Here is a 23,594-nt window from a genome sequence, read left to right on the forward strand (position 1 = left end):
TGGACAATCAAAGAGGAGAGGAAGTGGGTTCTGTGTGGAGGCGGGCGCGCAGCGTGTCGAACGCCTCGCTCCACTGCGTGCGCCAGGCGCGGCGTTGCGTGTCGTCGATCCACGCGCCGTCCAGGCCGTTGTGCATGAAGCCGCGCAGGTCGTCGAGGTTGAAGCCGAAGTCGCGCACCATCATCAGCCAGGCCTTTGTGGGCGTGACCTTGTGCAGTGTCGGGTCGTCCGTGTTGGGGTGGATGCGCAGGCCCAGGCCGGGCATCTTGCGGATCGGATGATCGAGCGCCCAGCGCTCGGGCGGCAGCGTGCGCAGGTAGTAGGAGTTGGTGGGCACCACCGTGAAGATCACGCCCCGCTCGGCGCACTGGCGCGCGAAGTCGGGCTGGTCGACCACCGTGTAGCCGTGGTCGATGCGGTCCACCTGCAGCACGTCGAGCGCCGTGCGCACGTTGGTCCAGGGCATGCCGAATTCGCCGGCATGCGCGGTGGTCTTCAGGCCGGCCTTCTTCGCATCGGCATAGGCCTGAGTGAACAGCTCGGGCGGCCGGTCGTTCTCGCGGTAGTCGATGCCGATGCCGATCACTTCGTCGCAACGGTGGGCCTTGACCCACTCGACCATTTCCACGGCGGCCTCGGCGCTGGCCTCGCGGTCGATGGCGGCGATGAGCCGGCCGACGATGCCGAACTCCTGCTGCGCATCGTGGATCGCGCGAACGATGGCGCCTTGTGCCATGGCGTATGGGATGCCGGAGCCGTGCACCGTGCCGGTCGGGTTCCAGAAGAACTCGGCATAGCGCACGTTGTGCGAGGCCGCGTCCTGCAGGTATTCGAGCGTGAGCTGGTACAGGTCGCCGGCGCCGCGCACCAGTTGCGCGTCGAGTGCACGCAGCACGCGCAGCACGCCCACCGGTTTTTCGCCGCGCGTGTAGAAGCTCTCGATCTCGTCGGCTGCGAGCGGCGCGCCGGCGCGCAGGTTGAGCTGCTTGAAGGTTTCGTGGCGCACGGTGCCGAACAGATGGCAGTGCAACTCGACCTTGGGAATCGCATGCAGCATCGATTCCAGCGTGAGGGGGGCAGAGGTGGGGGCGGTGCTGCTGGTCATGCTGACCAGTCTAGGGATCGAGGCCGTATAAGGAAAATTTTGAATTTCTATAATTTGATTCACTGAATCAATAACCGGAGCCGGCAACCGGAACAACGCCCATGGCCACCTTGCCCCTGCGTGCGCTCACGTTGCGCCAGCTGCAGTTCTTCTCGGTGCTGGTCGAAGAGGGCCAGTTCGGTCGGGCCGCGCGACGGCTGGCAATCACGCAGCCTGCGTTGAGCAATGCCATCAAGCAGATGGAAAAGCTGCTCGGCGCCGAGCTGCTCACCCGCTCCACCCATCGGCTCGAACTCACGCCGGTGGGCGCTGAGGTGCTGGCGCGCACCGACTTCCTCGTCAACACCTTCGAGGTGGCGCTGCGCGACATCGAGAGCACGGTGCAACGCGGCCGCGCCTTCGTGCGCATCGGCGTGATTCCTTCGGCCAGCGCGCGCGTCGCCGCAGAGGCCAGCGAATTTCTCAAGAACGGCCAGCGCGATGTGGAACTGGCCTGGCGCGATGCGCCATCGACCACGCTGCTGGCCGAACTGCGCAGCGGCCAGCTCGACATGGCGGTGGCCGCCATCACCGAACCGCCGGGCGGCCTGACCTGCATCGACCTCTTTCGCGACCCGCTGGTGCTGGTGGTGCGGCGCGATCACCCGCTGGCCGCAGCCGGCGATGCGAACTGGGAGGCCATCGGCAAGGAGCGGCTGGTGCTGTTCGAAAGCGGCAGCATGCCAGCACTGGGCAACCCGGCACGCGCCCAGTTCGCGCAGGGCGCGGAGCCCTATCGCGTGAGTTATTCCGAAACCCTTTACGCCTTGGTGCGCAGCGGGCAGGCCCTTGGGTTGATGCCACGCCTGTACACGTCCTCGCTGCGCGACCCGGAACTGGTGGTTGTGCCGCTGCTGAAGCCACGCGTCGAACGCCGCGTGGTGCTCGCCTACCTGCCGGGGCCGATGCGCAACGTGGTGGCGCAGGAGCTGATCGCCTTTCTGCACGAGCGGTTGCCGCAGGCGGGGGAGGCGTTTGTGCGGCGTGTGAGCAAGGGGATGCGGGCGAAGCGCCAAGGCGGATGATGGTTGGCTCGTGTCGCGATCGGCAACCGTTCGCCTTGCTCGTTGGCGCCTTTGCAGTTGGCCCCGTTGAATTTTCTCTCGATCAATAGCGAAAGTAAAAAGTACCCAACTCACCTGGGTCATCGGGCTTGCGTTGAGCCTTGGTTGACTTGACCAGATCGACATTGCTCGGGCTCGACTTGCCGAGTGTCCTGAAAACCTTCTCGGTTAATCGAACGAAAGGCATCCATCTAAGCGCCAAACGGAACGCCATCAGTCCGAAGAATAGGTAGAAACCCAAGATCACAAAGGCTCCTTCTTCAAGGAGCCCCCGGAAGGCAAGCTCTATCGGCAAGGTGGCAATCCTGGCGAGAAGAAGCAGAGCAACCATCAAAGTCGTCCCAATCAACCACCATTTCACCGCATTCCTGATGTGCTTTGTTCGTCCTCTTGAGCAATGCGGATATAGCGCGATGACGCGATCTGATGGTCGGGCAATGCCTGCAGTCTCGTAGTGATCTCCTCGCCATTCAACGACAGCCTCCACCTTCTCACCCTCCTTGAAGGGGCTTCGCCAAACCCAACCTCTTACGACCTGCCCATCGAGATCAAATTCGACGTAGTCCGCTTCTTCCTCGGTGTTGGCTGCGGTGCTTGCAGTTGCGATGGCAGGCCCGCTTAAGCCAACTGCAGCTGCCGCGATGGCGACTACGCCCATTGCATTCCGATCGCTGTCGGTGAAGATAAAGCTTGCGGTTGAGCGCGTCACCTTGTAGTTCGTGATGACCCCTGTGAGCTTCACGAGGCCAGGTTGTTTTTCGGCGCTCATTTCAATCCCATCTCAATCAAGCTCTCACGCAATTTTGTACCCTGTTCTTCGGCCGTTCTGTACCCACCAGTACTACGTTTTTTTCCGAAGGCCGAATGATCAATCCAGTTCTCCAGCGCATCAGGTGTGATCCACCAGATGATGATCTGAAGGCCAAACAGAACCACGGTGATCTCCCAACCGATGGCCATACCCAAAATTCGAAGCCCGATGAAAGCTGCGCCGCGTGCGCCAACTGCTTCTGCCGTCGTGCCAGCGACGGTTCGAACTGCCAATCGTTTGATCAGCGGAGTGGAGTAAGTGAAGGTGACAGCAAGAGACAAGGCTCCAGAACCGAATCCGATAGTCGCTTTTCCATAGAGCAGCCAAGACAACCAGTAGTACCCATTTTTTTCGTTCTTCGAGCCTTCAAAAAAATCAACCACCCCCCCAATGAACGTCGCCCCCCCACTCAACAATCCACCCCACAGCTTCAGCCCTTGATAGCTCCAGGAGGACGCCCCCATCCCCGGCATGTTCTTGGCCGCCACCGTGCCGATATCAAAAAGGGCACTCGTGATCGACATGCCCGAAGCCAGCAGGCTGAACCAGCTTTTGGCGTCGTTCTTGGCCTTGCAGTCCGCGATGAGTTTCGCGAAGTTCACGCCCTCGATGAGGCCCACCACCAACGCCAGTCTCGCGTCCTTGCCTGCGCTGGCAACCGTTGCAGCTTTCGCGGGTGTGCTGGTATCGGCCTTGAACTTTTGCCACGCCGCTCCCATGGTCTCGGATTGCGCTGTCTTGATTGCGGGTGTATCTGCCGCCATGAATGTGCGCCCGGTGCGCAAGCGCTTCAAAGTCTCGGCGCGTTTCAGTCCGTCCTCCTGAGCCTGGGCCATGATCAGATTGGCTGAATCTGCCGGGTTCACGAAGGCCCGAATGCCGAAGATGTGCTGGATGATCTTTTCGCTCGCATAGTCGGCAAGTTTGTCGATGCGAAAGTGCCTGTCAAGGGCGATCAGGACGAGGTGAGTCGGGCGTTGTCCACAGGGAAGTCGTGGCCGGCCAGCAACTCATCCAACACCTGGACAGCGGTCTTGTTCTGGAAGATCCGACAGTCGATGGTCAAGGTGGCCAGGTGCAGCCAGGGCCGAAGCGTGAGCTTGTATTGCACATGCCGGCCTTCCTCGCCCCAGACCTCGGCGTCGGTGATCAGGGCGTTGATCTGGCGCACGCCTGCGCCGATGTGGTCGGTGGACTCGCCGACAACGCCGGGCAGGAACTGGCCCGCGCCATCCAGCTGGATCGAACAGGTGATCTCGCGGCCGATGAAGCTGTCGAGATCGAAGTCGGCGGCACCGCTGGCCCCGAGGTTCAGGGCATCGGGGGTCTTGAGAAGAAGCTCGTAGGCGAACAGCGAATTCAAACCCTCATGCCCCGACAGCCGTACCGGCTCCAGCGCAGGTCGCCCCAGGATCAACGGAATGGCGCTGCTGCTGATCTCGAGCGTGCGCGAGGGCGTAGCACTGCGTGCGGACATGTGTTCTCCCTGAATCCGCCCTCGGGGCCAAGGGCTGAGCGGCGGATTATGGGAAGCTCACGGGGGCAAAAACCGGGAGAAAGAATCGGGCAACCATTGCAGCACGAGTGGCGTGATGGAATGCATGCCGTCACCCCGATGACCGACCGTCGCCGCCGCAATTCGGCTGCATTGCCATTCCAGCCCCGATCGTTCAATCCATCTGCACCTCCTGCCTGAAGCGCGCCAGCGTCCAGCCGTTGCCGAGCAGAAACATCCGCGTGTGAAGCTCGCCGAGCGTGGCGTCATCGATCTCCGCCCCGAGGTAAGTCAGGCGCTTGTCGCGCAAGTCGACGAACCCTGCCTCGTGGCTGCGGGCAAGGCGCTGCCAGAGCGCATTGGCACCCGGCGATTGCCGCGCGCCGCTCATCAGGCAGATACCGCTGCTGAGCGCCCACCGATACACCGCCGTGGCGAGTCCCCGCCGCTGATAAGCCGGGTCGTACTGGGAGTGCGGAGCCCTGATGTGCCGGTCGGCCCTGCGGCCCAGTTCGATCAGCCGGTTGAACACGGTGTAGCCGATGAGGCGTTCGTGGCGGATGTCTTCGATGTAGACATACAGCTCGCCATCCGCTTCGCGGTAGCGGGCGCGCAGGTCGGGGTCGTCCTGCGCCGGCAGGTGCAGCGGCTGCAGGCGATCTTCCAGCGCGCGCATGCGTTCGTGGACGGGCGTGAGTGGCTCGCTCGGCCGGCCTTTGCTGGGATCGACGTCGATGCGCAGCTCGGCCGGCCGCATGATCCGAAAGGGGCACGAGGCGAAGAGAGGCAATGCAAATGCCATGCTGCCCTCACTGCTTCAAGGCCGGCGGCAACGCACCCTGCGTTGCCGGTTCCGCATGGGCGGGCAACGAAGTGCCGCTGCCGCGCGGCACGACCAGCACATCGCTCACAGACCACTTCAGCACCCGCTGCGCCACGCTGCCGAACACGAAGTCGGCGATGGCCGAGTGCCCGTGCTTGCCGACCACCAGAAGCTCCGCCTTCGAGTACTGCTGCTGAACGGTCGCCTGCCGTGCCGGGTCGCCCTGGCCGATCGCGGAGACGACGCGGTTGCGCCGCGCCGTCGACGAGTCGGACAGCGACAGCATCCGCTCGCGCGCATGCCGTGCGCAGGCATGGCGCAGCGACTTGATGGTGTAGTCGGACACGTCCGCGTAGCGCAGCTTGCCCTCGTGCAGGGTGTTGAGTGCGTGAAAGAGCTCGACCTCGGCGGTGTCGTCGAAGGCCCAGGCCAGCTCGACCAGATGCCTCGATGCATCCGTGAGGTCGACTGCTACCAGAATCCGTCGGTAGCGCGTGGCCGCATCGAGCCGCGCGACCAGGACCGGCTTGCGCACGGCGCGCAGCAATCGCGCCACGGGCTGTCCGTGAAAGACGGCGAGCGTGCAAGGGTCGCGTGCGTCGCCGACCACCAGCAGGTCGCACCAGCGTGCCTCCTGCGCGATGGCTTCGAGGCGGCCGCTCAGGTCGTCGACCTTCTTGACGAGGATGCCGAAGCCTTCGGCCATCTCGATGGCGAGCCCCGCCAGATGGCGCGCGGCATGCGCGCCCGTTTCGGTGGCGCCGGCGAATGCCATGGGCGCGTACATGATTTTCAGCAGCGCGCCGTGCGCCGCGGCAATCGATGCCGCGCGTCGAACCGTGCGATGGCCCCGCGCGGACAGGTCGGTGATCGCGAGGATGGATTGGATATGCATGCTTCTGTTCCTTCCGCAGGAGAAAGCAGGCCGCACGGCCACAGCGGTGCTGCGGCGGCGAGCCGGAAGATCGGAGGGCGAGAGCGCGACCGTGCCGTGCGCGAACGCAACCCGTCGCGAGGGGCGGGCGGGTGCTACCGCGCGGGGCTGTGGTGGCCCGGCGGTCGGTGGATGGCGCTGTAAAGGGGGAGGCTGACCGCCGGGCTCAGGGATGTGCGAGGGTCAGCTCTGACCCTGCCATCACCGCCGCCTGCGCGGCCGCGCGCGATTCGCTCGATGCCAGCGACTCGAGGTCGACCGGAGAGCGGTTCTTGCTGCGGATGAAAGCCTTGCGTTGCATGGGCCCCGAGTGTAGGAAGGCCCACGCCTGTCTGCAATCAAAGGCCCCGCACCCTCTGCCAGATTGGAAGCTCGAATGAGCGGGGCCGTGGCCTCAGTGCAGCTCGGCCGCGGCGTGAATGGTCTCGCGCACCCGTGGGTAGATCTGTGCATTCCACTTGCTGCCGCTGAACACGCCGTAGTGGCCCACGCCGGCCTGCAGGTGGTGGGTCTTGAGGTAAGGCCGGATGCCGGTGCAGAGGTCTTGCGCCGCCACCGTCTGGCCGACCGCGCAGATGTCGTCGCGTTCGCCTTCCACCGTCAGCAGCGCGGTGCGGCGAATGGCGGCGGGGTTCACGGTGCGGTCGCCCACGGTGAGCACGCCGCGCGGCAGGTCGTAGGTCTGGAAGACGCGCTCGACGGTCTCCAGGTAGAACTCGGCGGGCAGGTCGTTCACCGCGAGGTATTCGTCGTAGAAGGTGCCGATGGTGCGGGCCTTCTCGATATCACCTTCGACGAGGTGGGTGAGCATGTCCTGGAACTGCTTCTTGTGGCGCTCGGGGTTCATGCTCATGAAGGCCGCGAGCTGCAGGAAGCCGGGGTACACGCGCCGCATCACGCCCGCATGCGGCCACGGCACGTGGCTGATGAGGTTGCGCCGGAACCATTCGATGGGCTTGCTGGTGGCCAGCGTGTTCACGCCCGTCGGGTTGATGCGGCAATCGACCGGGCCGGCCATGAGCGTGAGGCTGCGCGGCGTGGCGGGGTTGTCGTCTTCCGCCATGAGGGCCGTGGCGGCGAGCGCGGCCACGCAGGGCTGGCACACCGCGACCATGTGGCCACCAGGGCCGATGGCTTCGAGAAAACGGATGAGCTGCAGCGTGTAGTCGTCCAGGCTGAAGCCGCCATGCCACAAAGGCACGTCGCGCGCGTTGTGCCAGTCGGTCAGGTACACGTCGTGGTCGCGCAGCAGGGTGCGCACGGTTTCGCGCAGCAAGGTCGCGAAATGGCCCGAGAGTGGTGCAACCAGCAGCACAGGCGGGTGCACGGCCTGGGTGTCCTTGCGGAAATGCAACAGCGTACCGAAAGGCGAGACCAGGGTTTTCTCTTCATGGACAGCCACTTGCGCGCCATCGACCACCACGGCGTCGATACCGTAGGGCGGCCTCGAATGGGTCAGCCGCATGCGCGAGAACACCTCGAACTGGGCCGCCATGCGCCGCATGATGGTGCGCTCGGTGCCCTCTTTCCAGAGGGCCTGGCCGAGGTACTGCGCCGCGAGCCGCGATGGCGAAAGCATGTCGGCTTGGTTCTGGTAGGCCCGGTACAGCATGCAAGGGGTGCAGGCAAGTTGCGGGCCAGCCGGGTGGCATGGCGCTTGCACGCAGGCCCACATCGTCAAGGAGCTTCACGATGGCCAAACCCGTTCTCACCATCAGCAGCAAGAACTACGGCGCGTGGGCACTGCGCGGCTGGCTGATGTGCAGGCTGGCCGGGCTGGACTTCAGCGAGAAGGTCATTCCCCCCGACGACCCGGCCATGAAGGCCGAGATGCTGCTGCTGTCGTCGTCGATGTTGGTGCCTTCGCTGCAGCACGGCAGCGTGAAGGTGTGGGACACGCTGGCCATCGGCGAGTACCTCAACGAGATCAAGCCCAAGGCCGGGCTGCTGCCGGCCGACGTGGCGGCCCGCGCGCATTGCCGCGCGATCTGCGGCGAGATGCACTCGGGCTTCAGTTCGATGCGCGGTGCGCTGCCGATGAACATCAAGGCGCATTTCAAGAACTTCAAGGTGTGGTCGCGCGCGCAGGCCGACATCGACCGCATCGTCGCGATCTGGCGCGAATGCCTCAAGGCCTATGGTGGGCCTTTCCTGTTCGGCAAGCAGCCGGGCATGGCCGACGCGATGTATGCGCCGGTGGTCACGCGCTTCCTGAGCTACGACGTGGCGCTCGACAGCACTTGCGCTGCCTACTGCAAGCGCGTGATGGAGTTGCCGCCCATGCAGGAGTGGGTGGCCGCCGCGAAGCAGGAGCCCGAAGAGATCGACGAACTCGACGCGGAGTTCTAGTAGGCCAGAAGGCCTTCTCAAGCCCCAAGCTTCAAGCCTCAGGCAGGCGGTGGCCCGAAGCCGGCCTGCTGGAGCTTGCGCTCGATACCCTGCGCCGCCCGCTGCAGGTCGGCCAGATGCTCCGCCACGATCTCGCGCTCGCTCTTCACCGCCGGCAGCCATGCGCAGCTCAGGCACCCCACGACGAGGTCACCAAGGCGCACAGGCACCGAGACCGCGCCGAAGCGGTCGGGCGAGTCCATGCGCGTCGAGGTCGGATCGCGCGCGACGTACCCGAGGTCGCGCGCATGCGCCACCATGCGGCGAACGTTCTCCGGCCGCCGTGCGTTGCGGTCGAAGTCGTTCGGCGAACGTGCCAGCGCCGCCAGGATCTCGCGCCGCTCGTCTTCGGGGCAGAACGCCAGGTAGCAGCGGCCCAGCGACGACAGCAGCATCGGCGGCCGGAAGCCCAGCACCCGGTAGTTGACCGCCAGGCCGTTGCGGGGCCGGTCGGTATCGAGGATCAGCATGGCCGTGCCGTCCCGCACACCCAGGTCGATGGGCCATGGCACCACGCGCTGCAGCGTGGCGCGCGACGGCGCTGCGAGCGCCGAAAGGCGCGTGCGCCATGCCACGGCCGGCCCCGACTCCCCCGTGGCCGACGTGGGCACGTAGCGCTTGTCGACTTCGCTGCGCTCGGTCCAGCCGGCCTGCTGCAGTGTCTTGAGGATGCGCAGCAGCGTGGCCTTCGACAGTCCCGTCTGCCGGTGCAGTTCAGACAGCGTGACGGCCGACGAACGCTGGATCGCCAGCATCACGTCGAGCCCGCGACGCAGCGCATCGATCGACTTGACGCTCTGTGCACCGGTGATGTCCGACATGCCGTCTCCAGAAAAATGGTTCACCTGGTGAAACTATATCTTCTGCCTTCAAAGCCGTGTTCCTACAGTGCGTCGACCCACCACAGTCGTTCCCACAGAAGGAGACAACATGAAGTTCACCCGACGAAACGCGGTTTGTGCCGCTGCTGGAGCCGGTCTTTCCCTGCTGCTTGCCGGCACCGCCATCGCGCAGCCATGGCCGGCCAAGCCCATCACCATCGTCGTGGCCTATCCGGCCGGCGGCGACACCGACGCCATCGCGCGCACCTATGCCGAGAAGCTCTCGCAGCGTGTCGGCCAGCCCGTGCTGATCGACAACCGGCCCGGTGCGAGCGGCATGATCGGCAACGTCTGGGTCGCCAAGGCACCGGCGGACGGCTACACGCTGCTGTTCACGCCCAGCACCTTCCCCATTGCGCAGCACGTGCTGCGCGTGGGCAGCGGTGTGGCGCACGACGTGGTGAAAGACTTCACGCCCATCGTGAAGACCGGCAACATCCCGCTGCTGCTCGTCACCTCGCCGACGACCGGCATCAAGAACGTGCCGCAGCTGATCGCCGACGCGAAGGCCGGCAAGGCACTGACCTACGGCACGCCGGGCGCGGGCTCGCCGATGCACATCGCGGGTGAACTGCTCAACAAAGATGGCGGCGTCGCGATCACGCATGCGCCGTACCGCGGCGTGGCGCCGGTCGTCAACGACGCGCTGGGCGGGCATGTCAGCGTGGGCTGGATCACGCCGGGTGCCGTGGCGGGGCAGATCGCCACCGGCAAGCTCGTGCCGCTCGCCGTCGCGGAACGGCAGCGGACGAAGCTGATGCCCACCGTGCCCACGCTCATCGAGCTGGGCTACAAGGACGTGGACGTGAGCGCATGGATGGGGCTGCTCGGCCCCAAGGGCATGCAGCCCGAGGTCGTGCAGATGCTGAACCGGCACTTCAACGACATCCTGCGCATGCCCGACGTGCAGGCCAAGATGGCCGCGCTCGGTATCGAGCCTGTCGGCGGTGCGCCGTCGGTGCTGGCGCAGCAGATCGTGGACGACGACCAGCGCTTCGGCAAGCTGGTGCGCGAGTTCGGCATCCGTGCCGATTGAAGGGAGACGACACATGCTGAGCGAAGAAAAAAACCGCCTGCTGACCGAAGTAGGCCCCGGCAAGCCGATGGGCGACTACCTGCGCCGCTACTGGCATCCGATCGCGGGCGCGAGCGAGTTCGACGACAAGGCGGTCAAGCCGTTGCGCATCCTGGGCGAAGACCTCGTGCTCTACAAGGACCTGAGCGGCAACTACGGGCTGGTCGACCGCCGCTGCCCGCACCGCAATGCCGACATGTCCTATGGCTATGTCGAGCAGTGCGGCCTGCGATGCAGCTACCACGGCTGGCAATACGACCGGAGCGGGCAATGCATTCACCAGCCCTTCGAGGAAACACTGGACCCCGATGCGCGCATGCGCAAGAACACCAAGATCAAGGCCTACCCGGTGCAGGAGAAGGCCGGGCTGCTGTGGGCCTACATGGGCCCGCAACCCGCGCCGCTCTTGCCCGACTGGGAGCTGTTCAATGTCAGGAACGGCTTTGCGCAGGCCGTGTTCGCAGAGATCCCGTGCAACTGGTTCCAGTGCCAGGAAAACTCCATCGACCCGGTGCACTTCGAGTGGACCCACAACAACTGGACCACGCGCCTGCAGGGCGAAGAAGGCCCCTACGTGCCCACGCACCTCAAGCTCGCCTTCGAAGAGTTCGAGCACGGCTTCGTCTACAAGCGGCTGCGCGGCGGCGAGCGCGAAGACAACGTGATGTGGACCACTGGCCGCGTCACGCTGTGGCCCAACGGCTTCTTCCTTGGCCACCATTTCGAATGGCGCGTGCCCATCGACGACCACCACACGCTGAGCGTGCTGTGGGTGCTCAGCCGCGTGCCGACCGAACAGGAGCCGTATGTGCAGCCGCGTATTCCCTCGTGGTACGGCCCCATCAAGGACCCGGTCACCGGCCGCTGGATCACCAGCCACGTGGCCAACCAGGACTTCGTGGTCTGGGTGGGGCAGGGCACGGTGACTGACCGCACGCGCGAGAAGCTGGGCCAGAGCGACAAGGGCGTGGTGATGATGCGCCGCCGCTTCTTCGAGGAACTCGAGGCGCTGCAGGTCGACCCGGCGCACGAGCCCAAGGGGCTGATCCGCGATCCGGAAAAGAACCGCGACGTGCATTTGCCATCGGCCTGCCGCGATGAAATGCACAACGGCCTGCCGCGCGCCGAGCTGGCCGCGCATCCGCTGCTGGGCCCTTACCTGAAGGACTTTTTCGGCCAGGCCGGGCAGCCCGACGATGTGCGCGCGGCCTACGAAGAGGCGATCGGCCAGAAGGTCGAGGGCGCGCGGTTCTTCAAGGTGCACGGCGCGCCGGCCGGGGAAGAGCAGAAGGGCTAGTGGCGGAACATCCGCAGGTCGAGCACGCTTTCATTGCCCAGCCACATCGCATGCGCGGTGTGGTCGGCAAAGTCGTCGCCCGTCACGCCGTGCACGAAGACGTCGAGGCCGTCGCGGTTGGCTTCGAGCCAGCCGATCACCTGGTCGAACTCGGCGGCATCGAAGGCCAACTGGCAGCTCCAGTGCGGATGCGGCCCCACGAGCCGTTCGTGCACGCGGCCCACGACCACCATCAGTTCATGGCCCGCCCGCTCGCAAAGCGCGCGGGCCTGCGCCAGCGTGGCGGGAGCGAAGTAGACGTGGGCGTGGTACTGGGCGTAGAGGTTTTCGGGGCGGCGGGGCATGGTGCGCTCATTGTGGCCCCAAGCGCGCCAGATGGAAGCGCCCGCTGTAGCGGAAGACATCGCCGAACCAGCGGTGGCGCAGCAGCATCTTCATCGTGAAGTGGTCGGGGTCTAACGGATCGGGCCTTTCTTCCACATAGGCCGTGCCCAGCAGCAGGCCCAGCGGAAGCGGAATGCGCAGGCCGGCCACGCGCCAGATGTAGCCCCGGTCGCGGAACACCAGCGCGCCTTCTTCGGCGCTCACCGCGAGCCGCATGCCGATGCCGAAGCGCACGTACTCGATCACTTCATTGCCCTGCGCGAGCGTGTGCTCCATGTGCGAGCGGAAGTGAAAGTCCGGGCGGTCCTTGAAGTGAAAGACGCGGTCCCAGTACAGGTGCGGGTTGTCGGGGCGGCAGCGATAGTGCACTTCGATCGGCACATCGGTGCCGGTGTGGGGCACCAGCGCGCCGAAGAGCCGGCCGAAGGGCATCAGCAGCGCGGCCCAGCGCGCGTGGTGGACTTCGCGCATCGTGCCGCGAACGCACACGTAGTCATCGGAGAAGGGCGCCATCGTGTAGTGGCGCCGGATCACGTCGCCGAGTTGCTCCCACGCCGGTCCCAGCGCCTGCTGGAAGACGGACTGCACGTTCTCCCGCGTCATCCCGCGGCCGTCACGGCGCTTTCGCTGCGCGCCTTGTAGAAGTGCAGGATGTGCTCCGCGCCATCGCCCAGCAGGAACTGCAGGACCGGACCCGCGTACCAGTTGAAGCGCGTGCTCACGCGCCACGACACATCGATGCGCAGCTCGGTGCCGCCGTTGCGCGGGGTCAGCGTGTAGGTGGAGTCGCGCAGGTCGAAGTACTGGCCGCCGATCATCACGTGGTCGTCGAGCGCGCCGGCGGGGAACGAGTCGGGCGTGAAGCGGTAGCGCCACTTCAGCACGCGGCCCGGCTGCCAGTCGGTGATGATTTCGTCGAAGTGCACGTTCTTTTGCCACTGCACCTGGCGCACGCGGCCTTCGGGCGCATCGACGGTCACGCCGGACACCGGCATCGGCACGCCGATGCGGTAGGCCCAGGCATCACCGACTTCGCTCGGGCGGATGTCGCGTGCGTCGTTCAGCTCGTGCCACACGCGCTCGGCCGGCGCGGCAACGAAGAGCGTGCGCGAGGTGTAGGAGAACTGGTCGGGGTCGGGCAGTTGCGGCTCGATGGCGCCGAGCACCAGCGGCAGCATCGCGAAGCTGTACAGCGCCGGCTTGGGCCAGTTGGTGATGCGGCACACGATGCCCATCGCCAGCCCACCCACGCTGCCCATGATGGCGAACAGCGGGATGATGACGATCGCGCAGATCAGGCCTTCGATGAAGACCGCCAGCGTGCCGGTGACGAACAGCGCGGTCGAGACCCAGGGCGCCCAGAGGTAGTAGCCCCAGCTGCGCCGCTCGATGCGCTCGGCCATGTAGACAGTGACCGCGCCGCAAAGCGAGGGCACGAAATAGACGAAGGCGCCGAGCATCGGCGAGAAGCGATGGCCCGGTCCGCCGCTGAAGACAATGCGCAGCAGCAGTGCCACCGCCGCGCCGACCAGCAGGGGCCAGAACCAGGCGAAAGGCATGCGGCGCCGCGGTGTTTCGTCCGGCTCGCCGTTTTCAGTCGTGGCCGGTGCCAGTTCGGACAGCCGGGTTTCTTCGGGTTCGGTGCTCATGGAATCTTCTTCTCCTCGATGCGCTTGCTTGTTCGGTCGTTTGCTTGTGTCGTCTGCGACGTCTTGCGTGCCGGGGTTCGTTGTCAGGCGCTGCGCGTGGCCGTCACCATGCCGTAGTCGAAGTCGCGCCAGAACATGCCCAGTGCCAACGCACAGTAGCTCGCCACGATGTGCTTGCGGCGCCAGGGGCTCAGGCGGCCGCGCGCCTTCCAGAGTTCAGCGAGCGTGAAGCGTGTGGCCAGCACGGGAATGTGCAGCGCACTGGGCGCGATGCGCCAGCGCAGCGACTTGAATTGAATGTCCTCGAAGCCGTTGTTGCGCAGCGCGGCCATGAAGTCTTCGCGCATGGCCAGCGTCGGCACGGCCCAGCTGTCGGCCCACAGGCGATGCAGCCAGCCGGCGATGCGGCCGGGCTTCTTGCGCAGCAGGAAGCCATCGACCACCACCAGCCGTGCGCCGGGCTTCAGCAGGCGCGCGGCCTCGCGCACGAAGTCGGCCTTGGCCGTGCCTTCGGCGTAGCAGGCGCTTTCAAGGGCCCAGGCGCCATCGGCCTGCGCGGCGGGCAGGCCGGTGCGCGTGTAGTCGGCTTCGATGTGCGCGACGCGATCGGCCACGCCGGCCCGGGCGTCGAGCCGTGCGGCGATGCCGTTCTGCACCGGCACGTTGGTCACGGTGACCGCGTAGAGCGAGGCGTCGTCGCCGACCAGCGTGCGCGCGGTGGCGCCGGCGCCGCAGCCCAGGTCGAGCACGCAGCGGCGCTGCGAGGGGTTCGCCGATGCATCGAGCCTGAGCGCGCGGCCGACCGTGCGGCTCATCTCCACCAGCATGCCTTCGCGCCGCAGCGGGTTGAGGCCCGCGCGCCAGAAGCCGAAGTGCATGTTGTAGCTCGGGCTCCATGCGCTGTAGTCGACGGCAACCTCGGTGAAGTAGGTTTGCGTGTCTTCACGCGTGATCGCCGACAGGGCCGGCGAGGCCATCGCGGGGCGTGCCACGTCGGGTGCACCGGGCATGCGGAAGTCGGGCTGGAAGACGTTGGGCATCGAGGCTCCTTCGGACGTTGGTTTCTTGTGATTTCCTGGGGGTGTGACAGCGTGATTCGTGCGTTCTCTTTTTCAGACGCGGCAGTTGTCGTCGTCGGCGCAGGTGACTGGTGCGACGGCGCCGCGCCCCACGAGCCGCGCAATGAGCCAGCGCGGCAGCCGGTAGCGGTTGCGCGCGAGCCCGGCATAGGCGCGGTCGGCCAATGCCCCGACGACCGGCAGGTCGAGCAGGAAGCCGCCAGCCGGCAGGCCCACCGCCGTGCGGCAGGCGCGAATGGCCGCGACGCCGGACAGCACGCGGCCGCTGGCATCGACCGCGTGCATTGCCGTCATCAGTGCTTCGCGCGGGGCCGGGCCGCCGCAGAAGCCGGCGGGTGAGCAGTCGACGAGGTCGAGCCGGCCGGCTGCGTCACGCGCCTTCATCGCACCCATCTCGGCCACGCAGAGCGGACAGGTGGCGTCGAAATAGACGGTCAACGGGTAGGTGGCGAGGGCTGCGCGAGGCATGGTGTTCTTTGTTCTCGATATTTCAGTCAAAACAGAAATAAATGGGCAAAAAAAGAGACCTCAGATCATCGGCAGGCTGGCGTGGTGCGCGTCGGGGTCATCGCCCTTGTCGCCCTTGCCGCCGCTCTTGTCGGTGGCTGCCGCGTCCCCGCGCACGAACCGCTGCACGCTGGCGCCCAGCGTCAGCACCTTGTCGAGCGTGCCGGGCGACAGCCGCAGCATTTCGTCGGCCCAGGTGGCGAGCTTGTCCATCAGTTCCATGGTGGAGCGGATGCGGTCTTGCGCGTCGGCCGGCTCCTTCTGGAAGTCGGGGCTGGACACCAGCTCGCGCAGCACGCGCACGGTGGGGTCGAACTCGCGCTCCTTGCGCTCACGCACGACGGTGCGGAACAGCTCCCACACGTCGACGCTGGTTTCGAAGTAGTCGCGCCGGTCGCCCATGGTGTGCGTGATGCGCACGAGGTTCCAGGCCTGCAGCTCTTTCAGGCTGTTGCTGACGTTGGAGCGCGCGACGCCCAGTGTCTCGGACAGCTCTTCGGCGTGCATCGGCTTGCCATGGGCGAAGAGCAGGGCGTGGATCTGCGAGACGGTGCGGTTGACGCCCCACATGGACCCCATTTCGCCCCAGTGCAGAACGAACTTGCGTTGAATGTCGGTGAGTTCCATGCCCGCAAGTCTAGGATTTCCTAAATTTCTGTCAAGAGAGAAATGTAAAAACAGGATGGCGCCGATGGATTGGTGGAATACTGTATGAATAAACAGTAAATTCCACTCCAAAGGATTTGCCATGCCCGCTGCCCAGGTTCCCATCCACATCATCAAGGGCCGTGGTGCGGCCACGCGGCTGGCGCACCGTTTCTCGAAGGACGAGCGCAATGCCTTCGACGACGGCTGGGGCACGCTCGAAGAAGGCGCGGCCGAAGCCGAAGAGCTGATGCCCCTCGCGACCGAGGTGCGCTTCGAGGACGTGAAGTCGGTGCTTACCGAAAACGAATCGCCCGACATCTACTTCGACCGCTCGCTCAACCCGTATCGCGGTTGCGAGCACGGCTGCATCTACTGCTTCGCGCGGCCCACGCACAGCTACCTGAACCTCTCGCCCGGCCTCGACTTCGAGACCAAGCTGATCGCCAAGCGCAACATCGTCGAGGTGCTGCGCGCCGAACTCGGGCGCAAGAACTACCGGCCGAGCCAGATCGCCATCGGCACCGCCACCGATTGCTACCAGCCCATCGAACGCGAACTTCGGCTCACGCGTTCGGTCATCGAGCTGCTGAAAGAAGTGCGACACCCCTTCGCGCTGGTCACCAAGTCGAGCGCGATCGAACGCGACCTCGACCTGATCGCACCCATGGCCGCCGAGCACCTGGTCGCCGTGTACATCACGATCACCACGCTCGACGGCGAACTGGCCCGCAAGCTGGAGCCGCGCGCGGCCGCGCCGCACCGGCGCCTGCGCACCATCCGCACGCTGGCCGAGGCCGGCGTGCCGGTGGGCGTGAGCGTGGCGCCGCAGATTCCCTTCGTCACCGAAGACATGGAGCATGTGCTCGAAGCGGCGTGGGAGGCCGGCGCGCGCCGCGCCTTCTACACGGTGGTGCGGCTGCCGTGGGAGGTGGCACCGCTCTTCAAGGAGTGGCTGGCGTTGCACTACCCGCAGCGCGCGGACCGCATCATGGCGCGCATCCACGAGATGCGCGGCGGCAAGGACTACGACGCCGACTTCGCCACGCGCATGAAGGGCAGCGGCCTGTGGGCCGACCTGATCCACCAGCGCTTCCAGAAGGCGACGAACCGGCTGGGCTTCAATCGCGAGCGGATTCCGCTCGACCTCACCGCGTTCCGACCACCTGGCGCTGTTGGGCAGGGCAACCTGTTCTAGCGTCCGCCGTGGCACCGGATTCAGCGGCTGCACCGGGGTCGCACCAGTCGCCACCGAGCGCCTTCACGAGGAACACCGAGGTCAGCAGGCGCTGGCCTTGCAACTGCGCGGCCTGGCGCTCCACCGTCAGCAGCGACTGCTGTGCGGTGATCACGTCGAGGTAGGTCGACGCACCGCCTTCGTAGCGGCTGGTCGCCATGTCGAGCACGCGGCGGGCCGCAGCCACCGCCGACTGCGCCTGGGTGTTGGCGCGGTCGAGCGCCGACAGGCCCGTGATGCCGTCTTCGACCTCCTGCATGGCCGTCAGCACCGTGCGGCGGTAGTTGCCGACCGTGGCGTCGTAGCCGGCCTTGGCAAAGTCGACGTTCGCGCGCACGCGGCCGCCGTCGAACAGCACCTGTGTGGCCGACACGCCGACCGACCACAGCAGGCTGGGGCCGTTGAACAGGCTTTCGATCAGGCGGCTGTCCACGCCCACGGTCGGCGAGATCATGAAGCTCGGATAGAAGGCCGCGGTGGCCACGCCGATCTGCGCATTGGCGGCGGCCATCGCGCGCTCGGCCGAGGCCACGTCGGGCCGGCGCTGCAGTATCTCGGAAGGCACACCCAGTGGCACCGCTGGCGGGCTGATCGCACGCAGGTCGACCGGCAGCGCGAAGCTCGGCGCCGGCGTGCCCGTGAGGGTGGCGAGCGCGTGCTCGTACTGCGCGCGCTGCTTCTTCAGCACATCGACCTGCGTCAGCGTGGTTTCGAGCAGCGACTGCTGCTGCGCCACGTCGAGCCCCGACACCGCGCCCAGGTCATGGCGCGCCGTGACCAGCTCCAGCGCGCGGCGCTGCAGGCCGATGGAGCGTTCGACCACGTCGAGTTCGATGTCGGTCGAGCGCAGGTTGAAGTAGTTGCTGGCGACATCGGCACCCAGCAGCAGGCGCGTGTTTTCCAGGTCGGCTGCCGATTGCTCAGCCGAGGCCGTCGCGCCTTCGACGGTGCGCCGCACGCGCCCCGCCAGATCGACCTCGTAGCTTGCGTTGAGCGACACCGTGAAGTCGTTCTGCACCGTCGACGAGTTGGCGGTTGCATAGCTGGTCAGCGGCCGGTTGGCCGAAATCTTGAGCCGCGAGGCGCGCGTGCCCAGACCGAGCTGCGGGAACTGGCTGGCCTCACTGCCCGCGAGCGTGGCGCGTGCCTGTGCCAGCCGCGCGCTGGCAATCGCCAGCGTGGGGCTGCCGGCCAGTGCCTGTTCCTGCAGCGCGTCGAGCTGCGGGTCGCCGAAGCGCTTCCACCAGGGGCCCTTGTCGGCGCTGTCGTTGGGCGCACTCACGCGCCAGGGCTCTTCCAGTTTCCAGCTGACGGGCAGCGGGGTGTCGGGTGCCTTGTAGTCGGGGCCGACCGCGCAGCCTGCCGCGAGCAGGGCGGCCAGCGCCGTGGCGAGCAGGCGCGGTGTCACGCGGGGGCCTTGGGCGTGGGCGCCTTCGGGGCGGCAGCCGGTGCGGGCGCGTCGGGTGCGATGGCCACCACGTCGCCTTCGGCCAGCGAGTCGGAGGGGTTCAGCACCATGCGGTCCTTGCCGTCGAGTCCGTCGATCACCTCGACGTTCTCGCCATAGTTGCGGCCCAGCGTCACGGCCCGCAGGCCGACGCGGCCCTGCGCATCGACCACCGCGATGCGCGTGCCCTCGGCGCGGAACAGCAACGCGTTCGACGGCACCGTGAGCGAGCGGCTCGCGGCCAGCGGCAACGACACCTGCACGTAAGCGCCCGGCAGCAGCGCACCGTCGCTGTTGGGCAATGAGACCTCGACCTGCATCATTCGCGTGGTCGTGTCGATCGAGCCCGCCGTGCGCGCCACCTGGCCCTTGAAGTTCTGGCCGCGCAGCTCGGCCTGCGTCACGACCACCGGCTGGCCCGGCTTGACGAGTTGCGCATAAGCCTGCGGCACGTTGATGTACACGCGCAGCGGATCGGTCTGCGACAGCAGGAAGAGGGCACGGCCCGCGCCGCCGCCCGCGCCCGCGTCGATCAGGTCGCCCACGTCGACATTGCGCCGCGTGATGACGCCCGCGAAGGGCGCCACCACGCGCTTGAAGCCTTCGGTCTGCTTGAGCCGCTGCACGTTGGCATCGGCCGCGGCCACGTTCGAGGTGGCTTGCGCCACGGCGCTGCGGCGCTCGTCGAGTTCCTGCTGCGAGACCACGTCCTTCTTGCGCAGCGCCTCCCAGCGGTCGGCGGTGCTGCGTGCCAGCTCCAGGCCCGATGCAGCCTGCGCGCGCGCGGCCACGGCCTGCGACAGCTGTTGGTCGATTTCCGGCGTCTCGATCTCGGCCAGCAACTCGCCCTTCTCGACGCGGCTGCCGATGTCCTTGGTCCAGCGCTTGAGGTAGCCGCTGGCGCGCGCCGAGATCGGCGACTGCACGAAACCCTGCAGCGTGCCCGGCAGCGCGAGCGTCTGGCCGGCGGTGGGCGTGCGGGGCAGGGCGGTCTGCACGTACTGCTTTGCGCGCTCGGTGGTGCCGGTTTCGAGCGCCCGCGCATTCGCGATGCGCACGACCACCGTGCGCGTCGCGCCCAGTGCCAGCAGCACGAGGACGATCAGCACCAGCCAGCGCGTGCGCCGCACGATCTGCCGGCGGCGCAGCAACTCGCCTTCGCCTTCTTCTACAGCGATGGGGTGGATGGCCAATGCCGAGTGGCGTTGCTCCGTCATGACCAGCTCGGCGCAGGGCCGCTCCCAAGGCGAGCTGCGGCCCCCTCGGGGGGCAGCGAATACACGAAGTGAATGAGCGTGGGGGTCAAGGCTTCAGTTCTCCTGGGGCGTTGCGCCCGCTGGCGGTTGATGCTGTGCTTGCTGCGCTTCGCGTGCCGCCCGGCGGTGCGCAAGCCGACTGTGCACCCCCGCGAACACGGCGGGCACGAAAAACAATGTCGACACCGTGGCGAAGATCAGCCCGCCGATCACGGCGCGGCCCAGCGGTGCGTTCTGCTCGGCGCCTTCGCCCAGGCCCAGCGCCATCGGGATCATGCCGATGATCATCGCCAGCGCCGTCATCAGCACCGGCCGGATGCGGGTGGCGCCGGCTTCCAGCGCGGCCGACAGCGGCGGAATGCTCGCGGCCAGTCGCTCGCGCGCGAACGACACCAGCAGGATCGAATTGGCCGTGGCCACGCCCATGGTCATGATCGCGCCCGTGAGCGCGGGCACGCTCAGCGTGGTGCCGGTAATGAACAGCATCCACGCGATGCCCGCCAGCGCTGCGGGCAGGGCGGTGATGATGATGGCCGCGTCGAGCCACGACTGGAAGGTGACCACGATCAGCAGGTACACCAGCACGATCGCCATCGCCAGGCCCACGCCCAGGCCGATGAACGACGACTGCATGGTCTGCACCTGCCCGCGCACGTCGACCCGGCTGCCGCGCGAGAGCTTGGGCCGCATCTCGTCGACCAGCTTCTGCACCTTCGACGCCACGCTGGCCAGGTCGGTGCCCTGCACGCTCACGTACACGTCGATCACCGGCGCGATGTTGTAGCGCGACATCACGGCCGGCTGCCGGTCGGCCTGCGTGCTCACGAGGTTGCCCAGCAGTTGCTGCGAGCCGGGCCCGCCCGCGCCACTGCCCGCACCGCCGCCCGCGCCCACCGGAATGTTGAGCAGCGAGTCGAGCGAATCGACCGTGTACTGCGGCGTCTGCACCGCGATGCTGTAGACCACGCCGTTCGCCGGATTGAGCCAGAAGGCGGGTGCCGTCTGCGAGCTGCCCGACAGCGCGATGAGCACGTTCTGCCCCACGTTGGCGGCGGTCAGGCCGTACTGCTGCAGCCGCGTGCGGTCCATCTGCAGATTCAGCGCGGGGCCGTCCAGGCGCTGGTGCACGTGGGCATCGACCGCGCCGGGAATCTGCCGGATCGCCTTGGTCAGTTCGGCCGCACGCAGCGCGTTGCCGGCCACGTCGTTGCCGCTGAACTGCACGTCGATGGCCGCGGGCAGGCCGAAGTTCAGGATCTGCGTGACGATGTCCGCCGGCTGGAAGAAGAACTCGATGCCCGGAAAGCGCTTGGGCAACTCGGCCCGCAGCAGCGACACATGCTGCTCGGTCGGCTTGTGGCCTTCCTTCAGCGACAGCAGCAGCTCGCCGTCGAAGGTGCCGATGGTGCCGGCGTTGCTGTACGACAGGTTGATGCCGCTGTTGGGCACACCCAGGTTGTCCAGGATGGTTTCGAGCTGGTCGGGCGGCACCAGCTCTCGGATGGCGGCCTCGACCTGGTCGGTCAGGCGCGCGGTTTCCTCGATGCGGGTGCCGGTGGGCGCGCGCAGGTGCAGGCGGATCTGGCCGGCATCGACTGTGGGGAAGAAGTCGCGACCCAGCGCCGGGTAGAGCAGGCACGACAGCAGGCAGAAGCCGAGGAACAGGCCGATGAAGCCGGCGCGTTTTGAGAGCACCGCCGACAGCACCAGCGTGTAGGCGCGTCGCACGCGCTCGAAGCGGCGATCGAACGCGCGGTACAGGCGCTGCAGCGCGCTCTGCCTTGCGCCTTCGACCGGTGCGTTCTCGCCGTGCGAGCCGCCCATCAGCAGCATCACCAGCGTCGGCACCAGCGTGCGCGAGAGCAGGTAAGAGGCCAGCATGGCGAACACCACCGCCTCGGCCAGCGGCACGAACAAGAAGCGCGCCACGCCCGAGAGAAAGAACATCGGCACGAACACGATGCAGATGCACAGCGTCGAAACGAAGGCGGCCGAGCCGATCTCGCCCGCGCCCACCTCAATGGCTTCCTTCAGCGGCGTGCCCATGTGCAGGTGCCGCTCGATGTTCTCGATGGTCACGATCGCCTGGTCGACCAATATGCCCACCGACAGCGCGAGCCCGCCCAGCGTCATGAGGTTGAGCGTTTCGCCGAGCGAATACAGCACCAGGATCGATGCCAGGATCGATAGCGGAATCGTCAGCCCGATGATGAGCGTGCTGCGCCAGTTGCCCAGGAACAGCAGCACCATCGCGGCCGTGAGCGCGGCGGCCAGGATGGCTTCGAACACCACGCCCTTTACCGCCGCCTTCACGAACACCGACTGGTCGAACAGCGGCGTGATCTTGATGTCTTCCGGCATCGTCTGCGCCGCGATGGGCAGCATGGCGCGGATGTTCGACACGATGTCCAGCGTGGACGCACCGCCGTTCTTCAGCACCGACAGCAGCACGCCGCGCACGCCGTCCTGGCGCACCACGTTGGTCTGCGGCGAGAAACCGTCGCGCACGTAGGCCACGTCGCGCAGGTAGGTGGTGGCGCCGTTCACCGTGCGCACCGGCAGGTCGTTCAGGCCCGCGATGGCATCGGGCGAGCCGTTCATGCGCACGTTGTATTCGGTGGCCCCGAACTTGGCCGTGCCCGAGGGCAGGATCAGGTTCTGCGTGTTCACCGCGTTCACCACGTCGGCCGGCGAGAGGCCGCGCGCCTGCAGCGCCTGGGTGTCGAGGTCGACCGATATCAGCCGGTTCTTGCCGCCGTACGGAAACGGAATGGCCGCGCCCGGCACCGTGATGAGCTGCGGGCGCAGCTGATTGACGGTCGAATCGAACAGCGAGTTTTCAGAGCGCGTGGGGCTCGACAGCGCCAGCTGGATCACCGGCACGCTCGAGGCCGAATACTTGATGACCAGCGGCGGCGTGATGCCCGGCGGCAGTTGCCGCACCTGCGCCTGCATCGAGGCCACCACCTGCGAGATCGCCATCTCGATGTTGGCGCTGGGCTGGAAGAACACCTTGATGATCGACACGCCCGCGAGCGACTGCGACTCGATGTGCTCGATGTCGCTCACCGTGGTGGTCAGCCCGCGCTCGACCTGCCCCGAAATGCGCTGGCCCATCTCCTGCGCCGGCAGGCCGGTGTAGTTCCAGATGACGCTGACCACCGGGATGTTGATTTCCGGAAAGATGTCCGTGGCCATGCGCGCCAGGACAAACGGCGTGGCCAGCACGATCAGCATCGCCATGACGATGAAGGTGTACGGGCGACGCAATGCGAGCTGGACCATGGACAGGGCTCTCTGCTTCCGACGGAAAAAGGTTTCGCATCATAAGGAAGTAGATTTAAGTTTGCTGGTGCCGCTTTTTTGGGCGTTGCGCTTTACCAAAAGGGTGCATGTCTGCCGCCAATGGCCGCCAACGGTCGTCGGCGGGCACAGGCCTTCGGCCACTCGGGCGGCCGGCCTGTTGGCGATCCGCGAG

At 66.5% G+C, this 23,594-nt stretch carries 23 protein-coding genes; 5 read left to right on the forward strand and 18 right to left on the reverse strand.

Going from position 1 to position 23,594, the window contains the following annotated elements; all coding sequences use genetic code 11:
• Positions 1–7: 7 nt before the first annotated feature.
• Positions 8–1,105, reverse strand: coding sequence for an adenosine deaminase (locus tag ACGLHS_RS01450; protein WP_394476197.1), 1,098 nt, complete (start codon positions 1,103–1,105; stop codon positions 8–10).
• A 101-nt stretch (positions 1,106–1,206) separates the two neighbouring features.
• Between ACGLHS_RS01450 and ACGLHS_RS01455 the strand changes: the two genes are divergently transcribed.
• On the forward strand, positions 1,207–2,169 hold the full coding sequence (locus tag ACGLHS_RS01455) for a LysR family transcriptional regulator (RefSeq protein ID WP_394476198.1): 963 nt from the start codon (positions 1,207–1,209) through the stop codon (positions 2,167–2,169).
• Positions 2,170–2,251: 82 nt separating this feature from the next.
• On the opposite strand, the gene ACGLHS_RS01460 is transcribed toward ACGLHS_RS01455, so the two are convergent.
• The 7 genes from ACGLHS_RS01460 to ACGLHS_RS01490 all read right to left on the reverse strand — a co-directional run bounded on the left by ACGLHS_RS01460 (position 2,252) and on the right by ACGLHS_RS01490 (position 7,883).
• Positions 2,252–2,977 carry a putative type VI secretion system effector gene (locus ACGLHS_RS01460; RefSeq protein WP_394476199.1) on the reverse strand — a complete coding sequence of 242 codons (726 nt, stop codon included), beginning with the start codon at positions 2,975–2,977 and terminating at the stop codon, positions 2,252–2,254.
• Positions 2,974–3,855, reverse strand: a complete 882-nt coding sequence (locus ACGLHS_RS01465; protein ID WP_394476200.1) for a hypothetical protein — start codon at positions 3,853–3,855, stop codon at positions 2,974–2,976. The genes ACGLHS_RS01460 and ACGLHS_RS01465 overlap by 4 nt, the downstream gene beginning before the upstream one ends.
• A 119-nt stretch (positions 3,856–3,974) precedes the next feature.
• Positions 3,975–4,496, reverse strand: a complete 522-nt coding sequence (locus ACGLHS_RS01470) for a contractile injection system protein, VgrG/Pvc8 family (RefSeq protein ID WP_394476202.1) — start codon at positions 4,494–4,496, stop codon at positions 3,975–3,977.
• 193 nt (positions 4,497–4,689) lie between these two features.
• A complete protein-coding gene (locus ACGLHS_RS01475) occupies positions 4,690–5,316 on the reverse strand; it encodes an N-acetyltransferase (RefSeq protein WP_394476204.1) in 627 nt (208 codons plus the stop codon).
• A gap of 7 nt (positions 5,317–5,323) precedes the next feature.
• A complete protein-coding gene (locus ACGLHS_RS01480; RefSeq protein WP_394476206.1) occupies positions 5,324–6,232 on the reverse strand; it encodes a universal stress protein in 909 nt (302 codons plus the stop codon).
• Between the two features lie 205 nt (positions 6,233–6,437).
• The gene (locus ACGLHS_RS01485; protein ID WP_256327138.1) at positions 6,438–6,572 is read right to left on the reverse strand and encodes a hypothetical protein; all 135 of its coding nucleotides are present in this window, start codon (positions 6,570–6,572) and stop codon (positions 6,438–6,440) included.
• A gap of 93 nt (positions 6,573–6,665) precedes the next feature.
• A complete protein-coding gene (locus tag ACGLHS_RS01490; protein ID WP_394476209.1) occupies positions 6,666–7,883 on the reverse strand; it encodes a polyhydroxyalkanoate depolymerase in 1,218 nt (405 codons plus the stop codon).
• Positions 7,884–7,963: 80 nt separating this feature from the next.
• Between ACGLHS_RS01490 and ACGLHS_RS01495 the strand changes: the two genes are divergently transcribed.
• The gene (locus tag ACGLHS_RS01495; RefSeq protein WP_093236871.1) at positions 7,964–8,620 is read left to right on the forward strand and encodes a glutathione S-transferase; all 657 of its coding nucleotides are present in this window, start codon (positions 7,964–7,966) and stop codon (positions 8,618–8,620) included.
• Between the two features lie 38 nt (positions 8,621–8,658).
• Here ACGLHS_RS01495 and ACGLHS_RS01500 read toward each other — a convergent pair whose 3' ends face one another.
• Positions 8,659–9,480, reverse strand: coding sequence for a helix-turn-helix domain-containing protein (locus ACGLHS_RS01500; protein WP_394476211.1), 822 nt, complete (start codon positions 9,478–9,480; stop codon positions 8,659–8,661).
• Positions 9,481–9,589: 109 nt separating this feature from the next.
• Here ACGLHS_RS01500 and ACGLHS_RS01505 point away from each other — a divergent pair, with 109 nt between their 5' ends.
• Together ACGLHS_RS01505 and ACGLHS_RS01510 are read left to right on the forward strand one after the other, a co-directional pair.
• Complete coding sequence (locus ACGLHS_RS01505; RefSeq protein WP_394476213.1) at positions 9,590–10,576, forward strand: Bug family tripartite tricarboxylate transporter substrate binding protein; 987 nt, start codon at positions 9,590–9,592, stop codon at positions 10,574–10,576.
• A gap of 13 nt (positions 10,577–10,589) precedes the next feature.
• Positions 10,590–11,912, forward strand: a complete 1,323-nt coding sequence (locus tag ACGLHS_RS01510; RefSeq protein WP_394476215.1) for a Rieske 2Fe-2S domain-containing protein — start codon at positions 10,590–10,592, stop codon at positions 11,910–11,912.
• Here ACGLHS_RS01510 and ACGLHS_RS01515 read toward each other — a convergent pair.
• From ACGLHS_RS01515 to ACGLHS_RS01540, 6 genes are all read right to left on the reverse strand, one after another.
• Positions 11,909–12,256: a DOPA 4,5-dioxygenase family protein gene (locus ACGLHS_RS01515; protein ID WP_093236875.1), complete on the reverse strand. Its 348-nt coding sequence runs from the start codon at positions 12,254–12,256 to the stop codon at positions 11,909–11,911. The two genes, ACGLHS_RS01510 and ACGLHS_RS01515, sit on opposite strands and share 4 nt — an antisense overlap.
• Before the next feature lie 7 nt (positions 12,257–12,263).
• Entirely contained in the window at positions 12,264–12,899 is a 636-nt protein-coding gene (locus tag ACGLHS_RS01520) for a DUF4166 domain-containing protein (protein WP_394476218.1), read from the reverse strand.
• Positions 12,896–13,945: an SRPBCC domain-containing protein gene (locus ACGLHS_RS01525; protein ID WP_394476221.1), complete on the reverse strand. Its 1,050-nt coding sequence runs from the start codon at positions 13,943–13,945 to the stop codon at positions 12,896–12,898. The genes ACGLHS_RS01520 and ACGLHS_RS01525 overlap by 4 nt, the downstream gene beginning before the upstream one ends.
• Positions 13,946–14,028: 83 nt before the next feature.
• Complete coding sequence (locus tag ACGLHS_RS01530; RefSeq protein WP_394476226.1) at positions 14,029–14,985, reverse strand: class I SAM-dependent methyltransferase; 957 nt, start codon at positions 14,983–14,985, stop codon at positions 14,029–14,031.
• A gap of 72 nt (positions 14,986–15,057) precedes the next feature.
• Positions 15,058–15,492, reverse strand: a complete 435-nt coding sequence (locus ACGLHS_RS01535; RefSeq protein WP_394476229.1) for a thiol-disulfide oxidoreductase DCC family protein — start codon at positions 15,490–15,492, stop codon at positions 15,058–15,060.
• A gap of 60 nt (positions 15,493–15,552) precedes the next feature.
• Positions 15,553–16,158: a GbsR/MarR family transcriptional regulator gene (locus ACGLHS_RS01540; protein WP_394476231.1), complete on the reverse strand. Its 606-nt coding sequence runs from the start codon at positions 16,156–16,158 to the stop codon at positions 15,553–15,555.
• Positions 16,159–16,279: 121 nt separating this feature from the next.
• Between ACGLHS_RS01540 and ACGLHS_RS01545 the strand changes: the two genes are divergently transcribed.
• On the forward strand, positions 16,280–17,374 hold the full coding sequence (locus ACGLHS_RS01545; protein WP_394476233.1) for a PA0069 family radical SAM protein: 1,095 nt from the start codon (positions 16,280–16,282) through the stop codon (positions 17,372–17,374).
• Here ACGLHS_RS01545 and ACGLHS_RS01550 read toward each other — a convergent pair.
• The 3 genes from ACGLHS_RS01550 to ACGLHS_RS01560 form a co-directional block, all read right to left on the reverse strand.
• On the reverse strand, positions 17,325–18,821 hold the full coding sequence (locus tag ACGLHS_RS01550; RefSeq protein ID WP_394476235.1) for an efflux transporter outer membrane subunit: 1,497 nt from the start codon (positions 18,819–18,821) through the stop codon (positions 17,325–17,327). The two genes, ACGLHS_RS01545 and ACGLHS_RS01550, sit on opposite strands and share 50 nt — an antisense overlap.
• Positions 18,818–20,077 carry an efflux RND transporter periplasmic adaptor subunit gene (locus tag ACGLHS_RS01555; protein WP_394476238.1) on the reverse strand — a complete coding sequence of 420 codons (1,260 nt, stop codon included), beginning with the start codon at positions 20,075–20,077 and terminating at the stop codon, positions 18,818–18,820. The genes ACGLHS_RS01550 and ACGLHS_RS01555 overlap by 4 nt, the downstream gene beginning before the upstream one ends.
• Before the next feature lie 93 nt (positions 20,078–20,170).
• Positions 20,171–23,407 (reverse strand): efflux RND transporter permease subunit, encoded by a 3,237-nt coding sequence (locus tag ACGLHS_RS01560; protein WP_394478140.1) that lies wholly within the window; start codon positions 23,405–23,407, stop codon positions 20,171–20,173.
• Positions 23,408–23,594: the final 187 nt, after the last annotated feature.

Source organism: Variovorax sp. VaC1 (genome assembly GCF_043658315.1).
Taxonomy (GTDB): Bacteria; Pseudomonadota; Gammaproteobacteria; order Burkholderiales; family Burkholderiaceae_C; genus Variovorax.